Source organism: Pseudomonas asplenii, assembly GCF_001293465.1.
Lineage (GTDB): Bacteria > Pseudomonadota > Gammaproteobacteria > Pseudomonadales > Pseudomonadaceae > Aquipseudomonas > Aquipseudomonas fuscovaginae_B.
On sequence record NZ_JSYZ01000014.1, the window covers coordinates 45127 to 62654 of the forward strand.

The window sequence follows — 17528 nt, forward strand, 5'->3', positions numbered from 1 at the left end:
GGGTCCGGCGGTAGAATGATGGGACCGTTGACGACAAAGGGACAAGGTTATCATGCGTACGCTCAATCGCCTGTTGTTGGCCGGCCTGTTTGCATTCACTCCGTTGGCGGCGATCGCCGCGGATGATGCACCCGCAGCCGATCCAGAAGTCACCATTCGCACGGAAGGCGACAAAACCATCCAGGAGTACCGGCAAAATGGCTTTCTGTACGCCATCAAGGTCACCCCGAAAGGGGGCAAGCCATACTTTCTGGTGCGCGCCGACGGAACTGATGCAAACTTCATCCGCTCGGATCAGCCCGATATGCTGATTCCGTCATGGAAGATCTTCGAGTGGAAGTAACCCTTTAACCCTCATCGGCGCCGGCTCGATCGCGGCGCCCGGACTGGCAGCTCTTAAACATGTCTGTGTTCACCCCGCTGGCTCGACCCGAGCTGGAAACCTTTCTCGCCCCCTACGGGCTCGGTCGCCTGCTCGATTTTCAGGGAATTGCCGCCGGCAGTGAAAACACCAATTTCTTCATCAGCCTGGAGCAGGGCGAGTACGTCCTGACCCTGGTCGAGCGCGGCCCGGTGCAGGAAATGCCGTTTTTCATCGAACTGCTCGACGTGCTCCATGACGCCGACCTGCCGGTGCCCTACGCCCTACGTACCACCGACGGCCAGGCCCTGCGCGAACTGGCCGGCAAGCCGGCGCTGCTGCAACCGCGCCTGGCCGGCAAGCACATCAGGCAGGCCAACGCCCAGCATTGCGCCCAGGTTGGCGAACTGCTCGGCCACCTGCACCTGGCGACCCGCGGGCGGATCATCGAACGCAAGACCGACCGCGGCCTGGACTGGATGCTCGAGGAAGGCAACAAGCTGAAATCGCATCTGGGCAGCGAGGCTCACGACCTGCTGGAAACCGCACTGGCGGAGATCGAGCGCTGCAAGGCACAGATCCTCGCCCTGCCACGGGCCAACCTGCATGCCGACCTGTTCCGCGACAACGCGATGTTCGAAGGCACGCACCTGACCGGCCTGATCGACTTCTACAATGCCTGCTCCGGGCCGATGCTCTATGACGTGGCGATCTCGCTGAACGACTGGTGCTCGGACGACAACGGCCTGCTCGACGGCCAGCGCGCCCGGGCCCTGCTGGGTGCGTATGCGGCGTTGCGGCCGTTCACCGCGGGCGAGGCCGAGCTGTGGCCGACGATGCTGCGGGTGGCGTGCGTGCGCTTCTGGCTGTCACGGTTGATCGCAGCCGAGTCCTTTGCCGGGCAGGACGTGCTGATTCACGACCCGATGGAGTTCCAGCTGCGGCTGGCGCAGCGGCAGCAGGTCAGCGTGCCGTTGCCGTTCGCGCTCTGATCGACAGAAATATACAGGGAGCTCAGGGGCCTATTCGCGCGGTTGGCGCGAATAGGCCGGCCCTGCCTACAAGGACTCCAGGCAGCCGGCTAAATCGTTACCGAGTTTTTCCAGCAACTGCTCATAGCCATGGGCACTCGCCGGCGTATAACCGCCCAACGCATCCAGTTCCGCCAGCTTCACCGGCAGCCCGGACACCAGCGTCTCGGCCAGCCGCGGCCGCAGCGGCGGCTCGCTGAACACGCAGGTCTTGCCCACCTCCTGCAAGCGCGCACGCATCGCCGCGACATGCTGGGCCCCCGGCTGCACCTCGGCCGCCACGCTGAACACCCCGGCATGCCTGAGCCCATAGGCACTCTCGAAGTAGTCGAACGCCTCGTGGAACACGAAATACGGCTTGTCCGCCACACCTGCCAGGCGCGCCTTGAGCCGCGCATCCAGGGCATCCAGGCGGCCGGCGAAAGCCTCGGCGTTGCGCCGGTAGCGCTCGGCGTTGGCCGGATCGGCCTTGGCCAGGTCCGCGGCCATGCGTGCGGCGATCACCCGCGCGTTGACGGTCGACAGCCACAGGTGCGCATCCAGCGAGCCCGGACGATGATCATGGTCATGCTCGTCGGCTTCTTCGGCATGGGAGTGGTTATCCTCGGCGAACCGGCGCAATTTCATGCCCGGCAGGTCCTGCACCGCCACGGTCGGCAGGCTGCGGCCCTTGAGCACCCGCGGCAGGAAGCTCTCCATGTCCGGACCGATCCAGTACAGCAGGTCCACCGACTGCACCTTGCGCACATCGGACGGCCGCAGCGCGTAGTTGTGCGGCGAGGCGCCCGGTGGCAACAGCACCTCGGGCGTCTCCACGCCGTCCTCGACCGCAGCGGCGATCAATTGCAGGGGCTTGATGCTGGTCAGCAGGCTGACCTGGGCCTGGACCGGTCCGATCACGAACAAACCGGCGCATATAGCGACAAAAAAGGCAAAAAGACGGGGCACGATGGACACTCAAGGCGGCAGGAACGGGTAACATAATAACGTCTCTCACAACAATCGTCGCCGCTCATGCCTAAAACCCCTCTCGCCAGCCGACCCCACGATCACTCTCACTGCGTGCACAGCGCGCTGTCCGAGGCCGATGCCCTGTGCGCGCGCCAGGGCCTGCGCCTGACCGCCCTGCGGCGGCGGGTGCTGGAGCTGGTCTGGCAGAGCCACAAGCCGCTGGGCGCCTACGACATCCTCGCCGTGCTCAGCGAGCAGGACGGCCGCCGCGCCGCGCCGCCGACGGTGTACCGTGCACTGGACTTCCTGCTGGACAACGGCCTGGTCCACCGCATCGCCTCGCTCAACGCCTTCGTCGGCTGCAACAACCCGGAGCACGCCCACCAGGGCCAGTTCCTGATCTGCCGCAACTGCCACGCGGCCATCGAGCTGGAGCAGAAGAGCATCAGCGACGCCATCGTCCAGAGCGCCAGGGACGTCGGTTTCGTCGTCGAGGGCCAGACCGTCGAGGTGGTCGGCCTCTGCTCGGGTTGCCAGGGGGCCTGATGAGCACTGCGCTGATTCGCCTCGACCAGGTCGGCGTGACGTTCGCCGGGCAGGACGTGCTGGACAACATCCACCTGAGCGTCGAACCGCGGCAGATCGTCACCCTGATCGGCCCCAACGGTGCCGGCAAGACCACCCTGGTGCGGGCCGTGCTCGGCCTGCTCAAGCCAAGCCGCGGCAGTGTCTGGCGCAAGCCGCGGCTGCGGGTCGGCTACATGCCGCAGAAGCTGCACGTCGACCCGACCCTGCCGCTGTCGGTGCTGCGCTTCCTGCGGCTGGTGCCGGGGGTCGACCGCGCCCGGGCACTGGCCGCCCTCAGCGAGGTCGGTGCCGAACAGGTGATCGACAGCCCGGTGCAGAGCATTTCCGGCGGCGAGATGCAGCGCGTGCTGCTGGCCCGGGCGCTGCTGCGCGAACCCGAGTTGCTGGTGCTCGACGAGCCGGTGCAGGGCGTCGACGTCGCCGGGCAAGCCGAGCTCTACAGCCTGATCACCCGCCTGCGCGACCGCCATGGTTGCGGGGTGCTCATGGTTTCCCACGACCTGCACCTGGTGATGAGCACCACCGACCAGGTGGTCTGCCTCAACCGTCACGTCTGCTGCTCCGGCCACCCCGAGCAGGTCAGCGGCGACCCGGCCTTCGTCGAGCTGTTCGGCAGCAACGCGCCGAGCCTGGCGATCTACCACCACCATCACGACCACGCCCATGACCTGCATGGCACGGTGGTCAGCGAAGAGGCCGCCCCGGCCCACGTCCACGTTCACGGAGATAGCTGCAAGCATGGCTGATTTTCTGCTCTACGCCCTGCTCGCAGGCCTGGCCCTGGCCGTGGTGGCAGGCCCCCTGGGGTCGTTCGTGGTCTGGCGGCGCATGGCCTATTTCGGCGACACCCTGTCCCACGCCGCCTTGCTCGGCGTGGCCCTGGGCTTCCTGCTGGACATCAGCCCGACGCTCGCGGTGACTGTCGGCTGCCTGCTGCTGGCCGTGCTGCTGGTGACCCTGCAACAGCGCCAGCCGCTGGCCTCCGACACACTGCTGGGGATTCTCGCGCCGAGCACGCTGTCCCTCGGCCTGGTGGTGCTGAGTTTCATGCATGAGGTGCGCATCGACCTGATGGCCTACCTGTTCGGTGACCTGCTGGCGATCAGCGGCACCGACCTGGCCTGGATCCTCGGCGGCAGCACGGCGGTGCTGGCGCTGCTGGTCGCCCTGTGGCGGCCGCTGCTGGCGATCACCGTGCACGAGGAACTGGCGACCGTCGAGGGCCTGCCGGTGGCCTCGCTGCGCATGGCGCTGATGCTGCTGATCGCGGTGGTGATCGCCGTGGCGATGAAGATCGTCGGCGTGCTGCTGATCACCTCGCTGCTGATCATCCCCGCCGCAGCGGCCCAGCGGCACGCCCGCTCACCGGAGCAGATGGCCCTCGGCGCCAGCTTCCTGGGGGTCCTCGCGGTGTGCGGCGGGCTGGCGCTTTCGTGGTTCAAGGACACCCCCGCCGGCCCCTCCATCGTGGTGGTGGCGGCCGGGCTGTTTCTGCTGAGTTTTGTCCTGCCACGCAGAGGGGTGTAGACTTGCTCGTTTTTTGCGCAATTAGAGAGTCGCAGGAATGAAGCTTTCCGCCTCCCGTTATCTGCTCCTTGCCGCATTTTCCCTGCTGTTGGGTGCCTGCCAGAGCACTCCGCCGGCCGACACCGCCGTGCCCGATGCCCGGGCCACGGCGATTGCCGCGCTGGAGCAGAGCATCAACAGCAACGAACTGGCCACCGCCGAGGACCAACTGGCCGCCTTGCAGGCGCAGTCCGCGGACGACCCGCAACTGGTCCAGTACCAGCGGCAACTGGCCGAAGCCTACCTGCAGCGTAGCCAGATCGTGCTGCAGAAGGGCGACGTCAATGCCGCCGCCACCGCACTGAGCCGCGCCCGCGCCCTGATGCCCAAGGCCCCGGCCTTGACCGGCGGGGTCAACGGCGCCATCGCCCAGGCACGCAAGGCGGAGCTGGACAAGGCCGAGGCCGAGCTCCAGGCCGCCGAGGCCAGGCCAGCGGCCCGGGTGATCGACCCGAGCGCGCAAAGCAGCACCATCGCCCTGAACATCCAGGACATCGCGCTGCTGCGCAAGCAGATGGACGCGCTGGCGGCGGACGTGGTCAATTACCAGTGCGCAGTGACCTTCCAGGTGCCCCGGACCCAGGACTACCCGTGGCTGGCGACGCTGCTGGGCAAGCGGGTGAAGAAGCTCGACCCGAACTTCGAGCTGAAGATCGACAGGCAGATCGACCGCAAGGTGCAGGCCCAGGTCGTGCTGAGCCCGCGCAAGCCCTGAGCCCGCTGATCGCCAGCAAGCCCGGCGCCGACGCTATAGGAGCCGGGCGTGCCCGCGAATGGGCCCATCAGGCCGGCACCGCCTTGGCCCGCTCCTCCCGCTCCCACACCCGATGCCGGGCCAGCGCCGCGACGAAGGCCTCCAGCGCCTTGACATCACTGCCCACCATCAGCCCCGCGTCCACCTGCAGATGCAGCTTCTCCAACAAACCCTTCGCGTCCTCGTGCACGGCGATCGGCTTGAGATGCTTGTAGGCCTCCAACAGGTAGTGCAGGGCCACGCCGTTGCCGCCAAGCGCCTTGACCGACTCGGCGCCACCCGGCACATACACCGCATCGAACGCCACTGACGGCAGGCCTTCCATCGAAGCGTCCACCGCCAGGCGCTCGCCCTGGGCGCTGGTGATCGCCGCCGAAGTCGGCCCGAGCAGCCGGGCATGGGCACCTTCCGCCGCCAACAGCTTGCGCAGTGCCGCGATCGCCGCACCCTCGACGCCATTCGCCGCGAGGATCGCCACCTTGCGCGTCCTGATATGCCCCGCCAGCAGATTCGCCTGACTCAGCGCCGGCGACTGCTCCAGCGCAGTCTTGCGCGTTGCCACCGTGCCCGCCTGCGGCGCCGGCAGGCCAAGGTTGGCGGCAACCCGCGCGGCCAGTTCCAGGTCGATATTGGCCAGGATCTCGTTCACCTGCCGCGCACGGATGAACTCGCGTTCCACCTTGCCCAATTCGAAGCTGTAGGCGGCGATGATGTGCTCCTTCTCGTGCGGGCTCATGCTGTTGAAGAACAGCCGGGCCTGGGAGAAGTGGTCGGAGAAGGATTCGCTGCGCTGGCGGATCTTGGCCGCATCGATCCGCTCGGGGTAACTCTCGAAGCCACCGTCCCGAGCCGCCGGAGGGGTTTCACGGGGCCAGCCGCCATCGATCGAGTTGGGCTCGTAGGACGCCCGGCCCTTGTCGATCACCGTACGGTGCTGGGCGTCGCGCTGGCTGCTGTGGAAGGGCGCCAGCGGCCGGTTGATCGGCAACTCGTGAAAGTTCGGCCCACCCAGGCGGCTGATCTGGGTATCGGTGTAGGAAAACAGCCGGCCTTGCAGCAGCGGGTCGTTGGAGAAGTCGATCCCCGGCACGATATGCCCGGGGCAGAAGGCGACCTGCTCGGTTTCGGCGAAGAAATTGTCGGGATTGCGATCGAGCACCATCTTGCCCAGCGGGGTGATTGGCACCAACTCCTCGGGAATCAGCTTGGTCGGGTCGAGGATGTCGAAGTCGAAGCTGTGCTCGTCTTCCTCGGCAATCACCTGTACCCCCAGCTCCCACTCGGGGTAGTCGCCGCTCTCGATCGATTCCCAGAGATCGCGACGATGGAAGTCGGTGTCCTTGCCCGCCAGCTTCTGCGCTTCGTCCCAGACCAGCGAGCAGGTGCCGACGCTGGGCCGCCAGTGGAACTTGACGAAGCGCGAGCCACCCTCGGCATCCACCAGGCGGAAGGTGTGCACGCCAAAGCCCTGCATGCTGCGCAGGTTGCGCGGAATCGCCCGGTCGGACATGGCCCAGATCACCGCATGGGCCGACTCCGGCACCAGCGAGACGAAGTCCCAGAAGGTGTCATGGGCCGAGCCACCGGTGGGGATTTCATTGTGCGGCTCGGGTTTCACCGCGTGGACGAAATCGGGAAACTTGATCGCGTCCTGGATGAAAAACACCGGCACGTTGTTGCCGACCAGGTCGAAATTGCCTTCCGTGGTGAAGAACTTCACTGCGAAACCGCGGATGTCGCGCACGGTATCCCCGGAACCGCGGGGGCCCTGCACCGTGGAGAAACGCACGAACACCGGGGTCCTGATGGCGGGGTCCTGCAGGAAACCGGCCTTCGTCAACGCCGCATGGTTGCCGTAGCTTTGAAAGTAGCCATGGGCGGCGGTGCCCCGGGCATGCACGATGCGCTCGGGGATCCGCTCATGGTCGAAATGCGTGATCTTTTCACGCATGATGAAATCTTCCAGCAATGAAGGCCCGCGCGCGCCGGCTTTCAGGCTGTTCTGGTTATCGGCGACCTTCACCCCCTGGTTGGTACGCAACGCCTGGCCGCTGGCATCGGAGCGGAACGGCTCCAGGCTCTGCAGCTTGTCGTTGGTGTTGCCGCGATCCAGGGTGTCGGTGCCAGCCAGTTGGCTCTGGTTGGCCTTGGGTTTCTTGGTACTCATCAGACGGTTTCCTCGGTTACAGTCGCCGCAGAGCTGCCGGATGATCGACAGGGTCCCGGCGAACGGGATTCGAAGTGCCTAACGAGTGACTGCCACGGGTCCGAAGCCGTTCCTTTTTTCTGACCACTGATCGTGTTATTGCCAAATCGCAGGTCGCATGCGAAATAAATGCTAATAGCATCTATACGGACAGGCTAAAATGCGCGCCCGGCTAACCGCTGACCCCTTTCCATTGCGCCCCACAAGGTTCGCTACGTGATCGAGTTTCATAACGTCCATAAAACCTACCGGGTCGCCGGTAAGGAAATTCCCGCCCTGCACTCGACCCACCTGCGTGTCGAGGCAGGCCAGGTGTTCGGGCTGATCGGCCATTCCGGCGCCGGCAAAAGTACCCTGCTGCGCCTGATCAACCGCCTGGAAGCGCCCAGCGGCGGCAAGATCATCGTCGACGGCGAGGAAATCACCGCGCTCGACGCCAATGGCCTGCGGCGTTTCCGCCAGCAGGTCGGGATGATCTTCCAGCACTTCAACCTGCTGGCCTCCAAGACCGTCGCCGACAACGTCGCGCTGCCGCTGACCCTGGCCGGTGAACTGTCCCGCCGGGAGATCGACCAGCGCGTCGCCGAGCTGCTGCAGCGCGTCGGCCTGGCCGATCACGCGAAGAAATATCCGTCGCAACTGTCCGGCGGGCAGAAACAGCGCGTCGGCATCGCCCGCGCCCTGGCGACCAAGCCCAAGATCCTGCTGTGCGACGAGGCCACCAGCGCCCTCGACCCGCAGACCACCGCCTCGGTCCTGCAACTGCTGGCCGAGATCAACCGCGAGCTGAAACTGACCATCGTCCTGATCACCCACGAGATGGACGTGATCCGCCGTGTCTGCGATGTAGTCGGCGTGATGGACGCCGGCGTGATCGTCGAGCAGGGCCCGGTGGCCGATGTGTTCCTGCACCCCAAGCACCCGACCACCCGGCGCTTCGTCCAGGAAGACGAACAGATCGACGAGAACGAGCAGCGCAACGACTTCGCCCACGTGCCGGGGCGCATCGTGCGCCTGACCTTCCAGGGCGATGCCACCTACGCGCCGCTGCTGGGCACCGTGGCCCGTGAAACCGGAGTCGACTACAGCATCCTCGCCGGCCGTATCGACCGCATCAAGGACACCCCGTACGGGCAACTGACGCTGGCCATCACCGGTGGCGACCTGGACGCCGCCTTCGCCCGCTTCACCGCGGCTGACGTCCATATGGAGGTACTGCGCTGATGGACCTGTTCCTGAGCTTTTTCGCCAACATCGACTGGTCGGACATCTGGGAAGCCACCGGCGACACCATGTTGATGCTTGGCGGCTCGCTGCTGTTCACCGTGCTGCTCGGCCTGCCGCTGGGCGTGCTGCTGTTCCTGTGCAGCCCGCGCCAACTGCTCGAGCACAAGCCGACCTACTCGGCGCTGTCGTTCGTGGTCAACGTCGTGCGTTCGCTGCCGTTCATCATCCTGCTGATCGTGCTGATCCCCACCACCGTGTTCCTCACCGGTACCTCGCTGGGCGTGGCCGGCGCCATTCCGCCGCTGGTGATCGGCGCCGCGCCGTTCTTCGCCCGGCTGGTGGAAACCGCGCTGCGCGAAGTCGACCGCGGCATCATCGAAGCGACCCAGGCCATGGGCGCGACCACCCGCCAGATCGTCTTCAATGCACTGCTGCCGGAGGCCCGTCCGGGCATCCTCGCGGCCATCACCGTGACGACCATCACCCTGGTAGGCTATACCGCCATGGCCGGTGTGGTCGGGGCCGGCGGCCTCGGCGACCTGGCAATCCGCTATGGTTACCAGCGGTTCCAGAACGATGTGATGCTGGTCACCGTGGTCATGCTGGTGGTGCTGGTGCAGGTCCTGCAGACCATCGGCGACAAGCTCGTGGCGCGGTTCTCCCGCAAGTAACGGGCAACACCCCAACGCTTTCGCAACCTACTGAATCGCCGGCCCCGGGGCCGGCAGATGCCAAGCGGCATCTCACATGGAGTCGTTCGATGAAAAAACTGATCGCTGCCTTCGCCGCCGTCGCGGCGTTTTCCGCCAACGCCGCGCAAACCCTGAGCGTGGCCGCCAGCCCGGTGCCCCACGCGGAAATCCTCGAATTCGTCAAGCCAGTCCTGGCCAAGGAAGGCGTGGACCTGAAGGTCAAGGTCTTCACCGACTACGTGCAGCCGAACGTACAGGTCGCCGAGAAGCGCCTGGACGCCAACTTCTTCCAGCACCAGCCGTACCTGGATGAGTTCAACAAGTCCAAGGGCACCCACCTGGTCAGCATCGCCGGCGTACACGTCGAGCCGCTGGGCGCCTACTCCAGCAAGTACAAGAAGCTGGAAGACCTGCCAGGCGGCGCCACCGTGGTGATCCCGAACGACGCCACCAACGGCGGCCGGGCGCTGCTGGTGCTGGAAAAGGCCGGCCTGATCAAGCTCAAGGACGCGCACAACATCCTGTCGACGCCCAAGGACATCGCCGAAAACCCGAAAGACCTGAAGTTCCGTGAACTGGAAGCGGCGACCATCCCGCGCGTGCTGACCCAGGTCGACCTGGCGCTGATCAATACCAACTACGCCCTGGAAGCCAAGCTCGATCCGTCCAAGGACGCACTGTTCATCGAGGGCAAGGACTCGCCTTACGTGAACATCCTGGTGGCCCGTCCGGACGACAAGGATTCGGACGCCCTGAAGAAGCTGGTTGCCGCGCTGCACAGCCCGGAAGTGAAGGCGTTCATCCTCGAGAAGTACAAGGGTTCGATCGTTCCGGCGTTCTGACCCCCAGGCCCATTCGCGGCGGTTCGGCGCCCCGACAAGCCCTGCTCCTACAAACGGCGCTGACCTGTGCCGATCGTTCCCACGCTCCGCGAGGGAACGATCAGCGCGGGCCGTTTCAGGCCTGCAGGCACTCCAGCAGGCAATCCAGCGCCGGCTGGCGCTGGGCGCGGCGCAATACCGCGATCAGCTGACGCTCGAAGGTCAGCTCGCCCAGCTCGATGACCCGCAACTGATCCACTCGCTGCAGCCAAAGCCCGGCCCTGGGCACCAGCGACACTCCCAGCCCGCATTCGACCATCCGCGCAATCGCCTCGATCTCGTCCAGCTCCAGCACATCACGCACCTGGATCCGTTGCTCGCGCAGGAACTGGCTGACCAGCCGCCCACCGAACGAACCCCGGTCATAACGCACGAACGGCTGCTCGGCGAGCAGTTGCCGCGGGTCGTCGCCCGTGACCTGCCGGGGCGCGATCAGTACGAAGGCCTCGCTGGCCAGGGGAATCGCCAGCAACTCCTTGGGCAGCTCGAATGGCGGCCGGATCAGCAACGCCAGGTCCAGCTCACCGGCATCGACCTGGCTCAGCAGGTTGAGCGACACCCCGGGCACCAGCTTCAGGTCGACACGCGGCGCCGCCTCGCGGAACCTCGGCAGGGCCCGCGGCAGCAGGCCGGTCTGCACCGTGGCGATGGCGCCGATGCGCAGCTCGCCCTGCCATTGCGCAGCGGCCGTGGGTAACGCCATCGCGCGATACAGGCTGAGGATCTGCTCGGCCAGCGGCAACGCATGACGCCCGGCCGCGTTCAGCACCGCCGCCCGGCCGCTGCGGTCGAACAGGCGTACGCCGAGGTTCTGCTCCAGCACCCGCATCTGTGCGCTGACCGCCGACTGGGTCAGCCCCAACTGCTGCCCGGCGGCGACGAAGGTGCCTTCGCGGGCCACACGGATGAAGGTCTTGAGTTCTCGCAACATCAGGCTCGTCCAGGGAGATGAAACAGGCGGTGGAGGGCAGCATACGACAAAATAATTTGATCTCGACCGCAAGAATATGCGCTTTTCAACAAAATAATCGTCTCTAGACTGAAAGCTCCTTTCTCACTGATGGTACCCGCCATGGCGCTTTCTCCCTTTCATCTGGCCATTCCTGTCCATGACCTGGCCGCGGCCCGGCACTTCTATGGCGAAGTATTCGGCTGCCCCGAGGGGCGCAGCAGCGATCATTGGGTGGACTTCGATTTCTTCGGCCACCAGTTGGTGATCCACTACCAGGCCAGGACCGCGGCGCAGGAACAGGCCATGAGCAACCCGGTGGACGGTCATGATGTGCCGGTGCCACATTTCGGCGTCGTGCTGGGCTGGGCCGAGTGGGAGGAGCTGGCCGAACGGCTGCGGGCTCGCCAGACACGGTTCGTGATCGAACCCTACGTGCGCTTCAAGGGCCAAGTCGGCGAGCAGGCGACCCTGTTCCTGCTCGATCCCTGTGGCAATGCGCTGGAATTCAAGGCGTTCAAGGATATCGGGCAGTTATTTGCGAAATAGTCTAGCGGTGGCCTTTGGGGCCTCTTCGCGGCGATGCGGCGTCCCGACAAGACCGCGAAGAGGCCCTCAAGGCCACAACACTAGTTGCGCTTGAGCATGTTCGGCAACTGCGCCACCAGCTTCTGGTTGTTCAGCGGCGCCCGAATGAACCCGCGCTGGTTGCCATCCGGCCCGACGATCGCCAGGTTGCCGCTGTGGTCGACGGTGTAGTTCGGCTTGCTGGTATCGGCCGGAATGAACGGAATGCTCACCGCATTCGCCAGCTTCTGCAGGTCCTCGATGGAGCCCGCCGTCAACCCGCGGAACTGCGGGTCGAAATACCCCAGGTACTGCTTGAGCTGCCTGGGGTTGTCCCGGTTGGGGTCGACACTCACCAGGATGATCTGCAGCTTGTCCACCGCGTCCCTGGGCAGTTCGCTCTTGATCTGCCGCAACTGCGCGAGGGTGGTCGGACAGATGTCCGGGCAGAAGGTGTAGCCGAAGAACAGCAGGGTCCACTTGCCCTTGAGCTGGTCGATCGACACCGGCTGGCCGTCCTGGTCGGTCATCTTCACGTCCGGCAGCGTGCGGCTCTGCGGCAGCAGGATGATGCCGGCATCGATCAGCGCGGTGGTATCGCCCTGGCCCTTGCCGTTGAGGACCTTGTTGACCGTCAGCCCCAGGATCAGGGCCACCACGGCGACGAGAATGAAAACGGTTTTCTGGGTTCGAGTCATAGGTTCAACAGTAGGTAGTGGTCGACGAGCAGCGCGATGAACAGCAGGAACAAGTACCAGATAGAGTACTTGAAGGTGCCGATCGCCGCCTGCGGCCGGCTGCCACGGTACAGCACCCAGGCCCATTGCAGGAAGCGCGCGCCCAGGCCCAGGGCGCAGAGCAGGTAGAGCACGCCGCTCATGTGGATCACGAACGGCAGCAGGCTGACCGCCAGCAGGACGCAGGTGTACAGCAGGATATGCACCTTGGTGTAGTGCTCGCCGTGGGTCACCGGCAGCATCGGGATATCGGCCTTGGCGTACTCCTCCTTGCGGTGGATCGCCAGGGCCCAGAAATGCGGCGGGGTCCAGGCGAAGATAATCAGCACCAGCAGCAGCGGCTCGGCGCCCAGGTGCCCGGTAGCCGCGACCCAGCCCAGCAGCGGCGGCGCCGCGCCGGCCAGGCCGCCGATCACGATATTCTGTGGTGTGGCGCGCTTGAGGAAACCGGTGTAGATCACTGCGTAGCCGAGCAGCGAGGCCAGGGTCAGCCAGGCGGTCAGCGGGTTGGTGAAGGCCAGCAGCAACGCCTGGCCGAGCACCGCCAGCAGCAGCGCGAAGGCCAGTGCCGCCGACGGCGAAACGCGGCCCTCGGCGAGCGGGCGCTTGTGGGTCCGGGCCATCACCGCGTCGATCCGCCGATCCACCACATGGTTGACCACTGCCGCGCCGGCCGCGCACAGGCCGATACCGAGGTTGCCGAACACCAGCACCGTCCACGGCACCCCGGCGCGCGTGGCGAGAAACATGCCCACCAGCGAGGTGATCAGCATCAGTACCACCACCTTGGGCTTGGTCAGCTCCAGATAGTCGCGCCAGATCGCCTGGCGGTGACGCTCGCCGGCTACAGTCGCCATGGCATCTCTCCCTTGATGGTGATGGGTCCGTGCACCGCCCCGCGGGGGCTGAGCCGCCAGCGGGCAGGCGCCTGCCGACGCACCCGCACCAGGGCGGTCCGCGCGTGATAGTTGACCAGCACCAGCGTCAGCAGCAGAAGCGCGCCGCCGGCGTTGTGGGCCACGGCCACCGGCAGGGGCAGGTGGAAATAGACGTTGCTCAGGCCCAGGCCGATCTGTGCCGCCAGGGCGCACAGCAGCAGCCCGGCCAGGCGGGTCATGCCGACCACCCGCAACTGCCAGGCCAGCCCCAGCAGCACCAGGGTCACCAGCAGCGCGCCAATGCGGTGGGTCAGGTGAATCGCCGTGCGGGCCTCGCTGTCGAGCTGGCCGCCCAGGTAGTTCGGGCCGATGTGCTGGGTCAGGTGAAAACCGTTGGCGAAGTCCGCCGCCGGCCACCATTGGCCATGGCAGGTCGGCAGGTCGATGCAGGCCACCGCGGCATAGTTGGAACTGACCCAGCCGCCGAGGGCGATCTGCAGGATCACCAGCAGCAGCCCGGCCGTTGCCCAGCGTTGCAGGCGCCGGGGCACCGCCAGCGCCGGCAACACGCCGGACAGGCGCAGGGTCAGCAGGAACAGCAGGCTCAAGGTGGCGAAACCGCCGAGCAGATGGCCGGTCACCACCTGCGGCCAAAGCTTGAGGGTCACCGTCCACATGCCGAACGCGGCCTGGGCGAGCACCACCGCCAGCAGGAACAGCGGCAGCTTCAGCGGCTGGCCTTCACGGCGCCGTTCCCTCCAGGAACGGGCCGCCAGGACGACGATCGCCAGGGCCAGGGTACCGGCGAAATAGCGGTGGATCATTTCGTTCCAGCCCTTGTGCGCCTCCACCGGCGAATCGGGGAAATGCAGTTCGGCATGGGCCAACTGGGCCTCGCTCTTGGGCACGCCGATGAATCCGTAGCAACCCGGCCAGTCCGGGCAGCCGAGGCCGGCATGGGTCAGGCGGGTGTAGGCACCGAGCAGCACGACGATCAGCGCCAGCAGGGTGGCAAACAGCGCGAGGCGGAATCCTGGCTTGGCCATGCCGTTCTCCTTAGCCGATGTTCGACAGTTTCAGCAGTTGGCGCAGGTCGTTGAGCAGGTCCTTGCCCTTGACCCGGGCGTCGTAGCGCAGCACCAGGTTGCCGTGGGGGTCGATGATCCACAGTTGTGGCCCGGCGGCGCCCCGGATCTGGCGGGTGTAGGCGGGCAGATCGAGGGCATAGCGTTGCAGTTGCGGATACTCGCGTTGCAGCTTGGCGGCGTAGTCGTCGGCCAGTGGCTGCGCGGTCGCGAGCGCGTGACTGGCCCGCGAAGCATCGCGTCCCAGGCCGATATGGATCTGCCGCGCCAGGTAGACCAATTGCTGGCAGTCCACCGAGCACGCCTGCGGCGCGGTCACCAGCAGTTGCCAGCGGGTCTCTTCGGCCCGTATCCCGAGGTCGGCACGGCCCTGGCCGTTGCCGATCAGTTCGCCGTGGTAGCTGCGGCCTTCCGGCACCCAGAACTGCAGCTTGTACATGCCGGTGGCCAGGAGCATCGGTCCGATGACCATCAGCACGATGAGGATCAGTTGCCAGCGACCACGGGCACGCACGCCCGGCTGACGTGGCTCAGTGGTGTCGAATGGATTCATGGCCGCTCCCATGCTGTTTCTCCCTTGCGTTATGCCATCCGAGATAGAGATAGAGACCGAACAGGGCCAGGGCCATGGCGAACCACTGCACGGCGTAGCCGAGGTGCTTTTCCGGCCCCATGCCTTCGGCCACCACCGGCCAGCCGGTTTCGTAGCTGCCGGGGCCGGGCTCCTGGCGCAGTTCGTAGGCGAAGCCGTCACGGCCCAGTTCCTTCCACAGCCTGTCCGGTTCGATCGCGGTCACCAGTCGCGGCCAGGCGGCATCGGCCGGGTCGGCGTGCAACTGGAAGGTCGCGCCCGGCGCCACGTAGACCCAGGCGTCGAGGTTCAGCACCTGCTCCGGCGTGCTGAACGACGGTGGGGTGCGCCGTTGCGGCCAGGGCAGCCAGCCACGGTTGACCAGCAACCAGAGCCCGCTGGCCTGGTCGTGGAACGGCTGGATGAGCTCGACGCCAACCCGGCCGTTGCGAATGCGGTTGTCCAGCAGGTAGCTGTGCTCGCCATCGAACTGGCCGCGCAGGCGCACCCGGCGAAAGGCCGGATCGGCCTTGTCGTGGAGCTGCCCGACGCTCAGCGGCTCGGCCATGCGCCGCTGGGCATGACTGTCGAGCAACACCCGCTTCTCCTCGCCACGGTGCAGTTGCCAGAAACCCAGCGACACCAGCACCGGCAGCAACAACAGCACCACCAGGGTCGGGGCCACACCGGGACGAAAGTGCCTCATGCTGGCACCCCATGGACAGGAAGCGGGCTCGCTATACTCAAATACATGCGCATCTCCCCCCGGAGTCTCACCATGCTCAAAGCGGCGATAGTCCTGATGCTGATTGCCACGGTGGTCAGCCTGTTCAGCGGCCTGTTCTTTCTGGTCAGGGACGAGGGTCCGTCCCATCGCCTGCTGACCGCGTTGACCCTTCGTGTCGTCCTCGCCGCGGCCACCCTCGGCTTGATCACCTGGGGCTTCTACAGCGGCCAACTGGTCTCCAGCGCCCCCTGGTAGGCGGGCGCCGCGTTCACAGCACGTAGACGAAAACGAACAGACCGATCCAGACCACGTCGACGAAGTGCCAGTACCAGCTCGCCGCCTCGAAGCCGAACTGGTGCTCGGCGTCGAAGTGCCCGCGCAGGATGCGTACCAGCATCACGAACAGGATCAGCGTGCCGATGGTCACGTGGGCACCGTGGAACCCGGTGAGCATGAAGAACGTCGCACCGTAGATGCCCGAACCGAGGGTCAGGCCCAACTCGTGGTAGGCGTGCAGGTATTCCTTGGCCTGGAAGCCGAGGAACGCCAGCCCGAGCAGCACCGTCAGCGCCAGCCAGGCTTTCAGCGCGCCACGGTGGCCCTTCTTCAGGGCATGGTGGGCAAAGGTCACCGTCACGCTGGAGCTGACCAGCAGTACGGTGTTGAGCAGCGGCAGGCCCCACGGGCTGATGGTGCCCTTGGGTGACGGGAAGAGTTTCGGGTCCGGGTTGTCCAGCAGCGGCCAGGCTTTCTGGAACTCCGGCCAGAGCATATGGGCCAGGCCCTTGGCGCCACCTTCACCGGCCAGCCACGGCACCGACATGTGCCGCACGTAGAACAGCGCGCCGAAGAAGGCGATGAAGAACATCACCTCGGAAAAGATGAACCAGCTCATGCCCCAACGGAACGAACGATCCATCTGCGGGCTGTAGAGGCCGGAGCGGCTTTCCCTGATCACCGCGCCGAACCAGCCGAACAGCATGTAGGCCAGCAGCAGGCCGCCGACGAAGAAGATCAGCGGGCCATGGGATTCCGGGCGGGCCGCCTTGAGGTCGTTGAACCAGGTGCCCAGGCCGTAGACCGTGACCAGCAGGCCGAGGGTGGCGATGATCGGCCACTTGCTCTGGGCCGGGACGTAGTAATGCTCGTGGGTTGGAGTCGCCATCTATTGTTCTCCTTGTCGGGCACGCCGACTGGCCTACCCTCCCGAGTGGGCCCCGGGTGGGTTGTGGGCGGTGATGTCGAACAGCGTGTAGGCCAGCGTCAGGTGCTTCACATCCCTGGGCATGTCACGGTCAACGATGAAACGGACCGGCATCTCGACCCGCTCCCCGGGCTTGAGCGTCTGCTGGGTGAAGCAGAAACATTCGGTCTTGTGGAAATACACCGCCGCATTGCCCGGGGAAATGCTCGGGATGGCCTGGGCCTTCATCACCCGGTCGGTAGGGTTGTAGGCGACGAAGATCATCTCGTTCACGGCACCGGGGTGGACGTCGATCCGGTCGGCCTTGGGGTAGAACGCCCAGACCATGTCCACCGCGTTGGTGGAGAGGAACTGCACGCCGATCTGGCGCGAGGCATCCACCACCTGCTCACCCTCGTACTGGCCGGCGGTCTTGCCATTGATGCCGAACGCCTTGCACATCACGTCGTAGATCGGCACCAGGGCGAAGCCGAAGGCGAACATCGCCACCACCACCAGCAGCAGTCGGCTGACCAGGCGCCTGAGTGAAACCGAGTCGCTCATCGGACGGTCC

General features: G+C 65.8%; 21 protein-coding genes. 11 read left to right on the forward strand and 10 right to left on the reverse strand.

Features of this window, described 5'->3' with window-relative positions; all coding sequences use genetic code 11:
- Positions 1–52 precede the first annotated feature (52 nt).
- Both PF66_RS17415 and PF66_RS17420 read left to right on the forward strand, forming a co-directional pair.
- Entirely contained in the window at positions 53–343 is a 291-nt protein-coding gene (locus tag PF66_RS17415; RefSeq protein WP_054061264.1) for a DUF2782 domain-containing protein, read from the forward strand.
- 59 nt (positions 344–402) lie between these two features.
- Positions 403–1353 (forward strand): homoserine kinase, encoded by a 951-nt coding sequence (locus PF66_RS17420; protein WP_054063379.1) that lies wholly within the window; start codon positions 403–405, stop codon positions 1351–1353.
- A gap of 66 nt (positions 1354–1419) precedes the next feature.
- Here the strand turns inward: PF66_RS17420 and PF66_RS17425 are convergent, their stop codons facing one another.
- On the reverse strand, positions 1420–2349 hold the full coding sequence (locus tag PF66_RS17425; RefSeq protein WP_054063380.1) for a zinc ABC transporter substrate-binding protein: 930 nt from the start codon (positions 2347–2349) through the stop codon (positions 1420–1422).
- 57 nt (positions 2350–2406) lie between these two features.
- Here PF66_RS17425 and zur point away from each other — a divergent pair, with 57 nt between their 5' ends.
- From zur to PF66_RS17445, 4 genes are read left to right on the forward strand one after another with little or no spacing between them, the layout of a single operon-like run.
- Positions 2407–2889: a zinc uptake transcriptional repressor Zur gene (zur, locus tag PF66_RS17430; RefSeq protein WP_054063381.1), complete on the forward strand. Its 483-nt coding sequence runs from the start codon at positions 2407–2409 to the stop codon at positions 2887–2889.
- A complete protein-coding gene (gene znuC, locus PF66_RS17435) occupies positions 2889–3677 on the forward strand; it encodes a zinc ABC transporter ATP-binding protein ZnuC (protein WP_054061499.1) in 789 nt (262 codons plus the stop codon). The genes zur and znuC overlap by 1 nt, the downstream gene beginning before the upstream one ends.
- Positions 3670–4458 carry a zinc ABC transporter permease subunit ZnuB gene (gene znuB, locus PF66_RS17440; protein WP_054063382.1) on the forward strand — a complete coding sequence of 263 codons (789 nt, stop codon included), beginning with the start codon at positions 3670–3672 and terminating at the stop codon, positions 4456–4458. The genes znuC and znuB overlap by 8 nt, the downstream gene beginning before the upstream one ends.
- Before the next feature lie 37 nt (positions 4459–4495).
- On the forward strand, positions 4496–5212 hold the full coding sequence (locus tag PF66_RS17445; RefSeq protein WP_054063383.1) for a PA5502 family lipoprotein: 717 nt from the start codon (positions 4496–4498) through the stop codon (positions 5210–5212).
- Between the two features lie 67 nt (positions 5213–5279).
- Here PF66_RS17445 and katE read toward each other — a convergent pair whose 3' ends face one another.
- Positions 5280–7418, reverse strand: a complete 2139-nt coding sequence (gene katE, locus PF66_RS17450) for a catalase HPII (RefSeq protein WP_054063384.1) — start codon at positions 7416–7418, stop codon at positions 5280–5282.
- Between the two features lie 255 nt (positions 7419–7673).
- Here katE and PF66_RS17455 point away from each other — a divergent pair, with 255 nt between their 5' ends.
- The 3 genes from PF66_RS17455 (at position 7674) to PF66_RS17465 (ending at position 10218) form a co-directional block, all read left to right on the forward strand.
- Positions 7674–8681 carry a methionine ABC transporter ATP-binding protein gene (locus PF66_RS17455; protein ID WP_054058284.1) on the forward strand — a complete coding sequence of 336 codons (1008 nt, stop codon included), beginning with the start codon at positions 7674–7676 and terminating at the stop codon, positions 8679–8681.
- Complete coding sequence (locus PF66_RS17460; RefSeq protein ID WP_054063385.1) at positions 8681–9355, forward strand: methionine ABC transporter permease; 675 nt, start codon at positions 8681–8683, stop codon at positions 9353–9355. Before PF66_RS17455 ends, PF66_RS17460 begins: the two co-directional genes overlap by 1 nt.
- Before the next feature lie 89 nt (positions 9356–9444).
- Positions 9445–10218 carry a MetQ/NlpA family ABC transporter substrate-binding protein gene (locus PF66_RS17465; protein WP_054058285.1) on the forward strand — a complete coding sequence of 258 codons (774 nt, stop codon included), beginning with the start codon at positions 9445–9447 and terminating at the stop codon, positions 10216–10218.
- A 115-nt stretch (positions 10219–10333) separates the two neighbouring features.
- Here the strand turns inward: PF66_RS17465 and PF66_RS17470 are convergent, their stop codons facing one another.
- Positions 10334–11188 carry a LysR family transcriptional regulator gene (locus tag PF66_RS17470; protein WP_054063386.1) on the reverse strand — a complete coding sequence of 285 codons (855 nt, stop codon included), beginning with the start codon at positions 11186–11188 and terminating at the stop codon, positions 10334–10336.
- 141 nt (positions 11189–11329) lie between these two features.
- Here PF66_RS17470 and PF66_RS17475 point away from each other — a divergent pair, with 141 nt between their 5' ends.
- Complete coding sequence (locus PF66_RS17475; protein ID WP_054063387.1) at positions 11330–11755, forward strand: VOC family protein; 426 nt, start codon at positions 11330–11332, stop codon at positions 11753–11755.
- 80 nt (positions 11756–11835) lie between these two features.
- On the opposite strand, the gene PF66_RS17480 is transcribed toward PF66_RS17475, so the two are convergent.
- The 5 genes from PF66_RS17480 to PF66_RS17500 are packed head-to-tail and all read right to left on the reverse strand — an operon-like array spanning position 11836 to position 15750.
- Positions 11836–12471 carry an SCO family protein gene (locus PF66_RS17480; RefSeq protein ID WP_054060596.1) on the reverse strand — a complete coding sequence of 212 codons (636 nt, stop codon included), beginning with the start codon at positions 12469–12471 and terminating at the stop codon, positions 11836–11838.
- A complete protein-coding gene (gene cyoE / locus PF66_RS17485) occupies positions 12468–13367 on the reverse strand; it encodes a heme o synthase (protein WP_054063388.1) in 900 nt (299 codons plus the stop codon). The genes PF66_RS17480 and cyoE overlap by 4 nt, the downstream gene beginning before the upstream one ends.
- Complete coding sequence (locus PF66_RS17490) at positions 13355–14434, reverse strand: COX15/CtaA family protein (RefSeq protein ID WP_054063389.1); 1080 nt, start codon at positions 14432–14434, stop codon at positions 13355–13357. Before PF66_RS17490 ends, cyoE begins: the two co-directional genes overlap by 13 nt.
- 10 nt (positions 14435–14444) lie before the next feature.
- Complete coding sequence (locus PF66_RS17495; RefSeq protein WP_054063390.1) at positions 14445–15038, reverse strand: hypothetical protein; 594 nt, start codon at positions 15036–15038, stop codon at positions 14445–14447.
- Positions 15004–15750 carry an SURF1 family protein gene (locus PF66_RS17500; RefSeq protein ID WP_054057603.1) on the reverse strand — a complete coding sequence of 249 codons (747 nt, stop codon included), beginning with the start codon at positions 15748–15750 and terminating at the stop codon, positions 15004–15006. Before PF66_RS17500 ends, PF66_RS17495 begins: the two co-directional genes overlap by 35 nt.
- Before the next feature lie 72 nt (positions 15751–15822).
- On the opposite strand from PF66_RS17500, the gene PF66_RS17505 reads away from it, so the two are divergent.
- Complete coding sequence (locus tag PF66_RS17505; RefSeq protein WP_054063391.1) at positions 15823–16026, forward strand: twin transmembrane helix small protein; 204 nt, start codon at positions 15823–15825, stop codon at positions 16024–16026.
- A gap of 13 nt (positions 16027–16039) precedes the next feature.
- On the opposite strand, the gene PF66_RS17510 is transcribed toward PF66_RS17505, so the two are convergent.
- Both PF66_RS17510 and PF66_RS17515 read right to left on the reverse strand, forming a co-directional pair.
- Positions 16040–16936: a cytochrome c oxidase subunit 3 gene (locus PF66_RS17510; protein ID WP_054057605.1), complete on the reverse strand. Its 897-nt coding sequence runs from the start codon at positions 16934–16936 to the stop codon at positions 16040–16042.
- 33 nt (positions 16937–16969) lie between these two features.
- On the reverse strand, positions 16970–17518 hold the full coding sequence (locus tag PF66_RS17515; protein ID WP_054057606.1) for a cytochrome c oxidase assembly protein: 549 nt from the start codon (positions 17516–17518) through the stop codon (positions 16970–16972).
- Between the last annotated feature and the right edge of the window lie 10 nt (positions 17519–17528).